The 814-nt window shown below is 72.2% G+C and carries 2 protein-coding genes; both read right to left on the bottom strand.

Annotated elements, in window-relative coordinates; genetic code table 11:
• The coding region (locus H0487_RS22760; protein WP_512698512.1) for an acyl-CoA dehydrogenase family protein at nucleotides 1-487 on the bottom strand (487 nt) is incomplete at its 3' end.
• Nucleotides 488-521: 34 nt separating this feature from the next.
• Nucleotides 522-814: acyl-CoA dehydrogenase family protein (locus H0487_RS22755; RefSeq protein ID WP_281370778.1), on the bottom strand; the 293-nt coding region annotated here is incomplete at its 5' end.

Genomic DNA, 814 nt, shown 5'->3' with positions numbered 1-814 from the left:
CGACACCGGTGGCCGTCGGGTCCACCAGGTAGACGCCGACGCCGTCGGGCCCGGTCGCGGTGACGAGCAGCGCGTCGGCCGCGACCCCGGCCCGGACGAGGGTCTTGGTGCCGGTGAGCGTGCCGTCGGCACCCGCGGTGACGGTCGGTGCGGCCGGGAGGTGGTCGCGCTCCTCGGCGACCGCCGCGGCATACAGCGACCGGTCGGCCGGCTGGCCCGAACGGCTCAGGAACGTGACGCACGCGGCGTGCACGGCGAGCGGGACCGGCGCGACCCTGCGGCCGACCTCCACGAGGACGCGGGCGAGCTCGATGAGACCGAGGTCCGCCCAGTCGAAGGCGTCGCCGAGCGTCGCCCACAGGTCGCGGTCGAAGCGGTCGCCCGCCTTCTCGACGGCCTTCATCCGCTCGTTGGTCGCCTTGTCGGTGAGGATCTCCGCGGTCAGCGCTGCGGCCTCGTCCTGCTCAGGGGTGAACAAGAAATCCATGTCAGTAGTCCATGTCCTCTGTTGTCGTCGGTTCTCAGCGCTTCGCGGCCGGGAGGCCGAGCCCGACGTAGCCGATGATGTCGCGCTGGATCTCGTTGGTGCCGCCGCCGAACGTCATCACCAGCGAGGAGCGGTAGAACCGCTCGAGCCGCCCGGCGATCGCGGCGCCGGGGGAGGTGCCGGTGACGCCGGCGTGGGGCCCGACGATCTCCATCAGGCTGCGATAGACCTCGGTGGCCAGCTCGGAGCCGTAGACCTTGGTGGCCGAGGCCTCGGCAGGGGAGAGCGCGACGCCGTGGTCGGCGTCGGCGGCGAGCTTCCAGTTGA

The organism is Nocardioides stalactiti, from assembly GCF_014180715.1.
Lineage (GTDB): Bacteria > Actinomycetota > Actinomycetes > Propionibacteriales > Nocardioidaceae > Nocardioides > Nocardioides stalactiti.
The sequence above is the reverse complement of the archived record's forward strand: the minus strand, read 5'-3'. Positions and strand labels throughout refer to the sequence as shown.